Annotated in this window: 1 protein-coding gene; it reads left to right on the top strand. The window is 33.8% G+C overall.

The window, feature by feature from the left end; genetic code table 11:
- A partial coding sequence (locus tag NO346_RS14740; protein WP_032036223.1) for an IS5/IS1182 family transposase occupies positions 1-261 on the top strand: 261 nt, incomplete at its 5' end.
- Between the last annotated feature and the right edge of the window lie 35 nt (positions 262-296).

The following is a 296-nucleotide window of genomic DNA, read 5'->3' on the forward strand; positions in this document are numbered from 1 at the left end:
GCAGATAAAGGCTATGATTCAGAACCACTGCGTGAACAGATCAGGAAAACAGGGACTAAAGCGAATATACCAAAGAAAACAAATAGCCAATCGAACAATGACCATATGGACTGGTATTTATATAAAATCAGGCATTTAGTTGAAAATATGTTTTGTAGATTAAAGCAATTTAGAGGAATAGCTACTCGATATGACAAGCTCAAAAGAAATTATCAAAGTTCTGTTGCTTTAGCCTGTATATTTTTATGGCTACCTTTATAGGGTTAATTATGAACAGTAAATGTCAACAGACCCTA

The organism is Acinetobacter sp. 5862, assembly GCF_024494585.1.
Lineage (GTDB): Bacteria > Pseudomonadota > Gammaproteobacteria > Pseudomonadales > Moraxellaceae > Acinetobacter.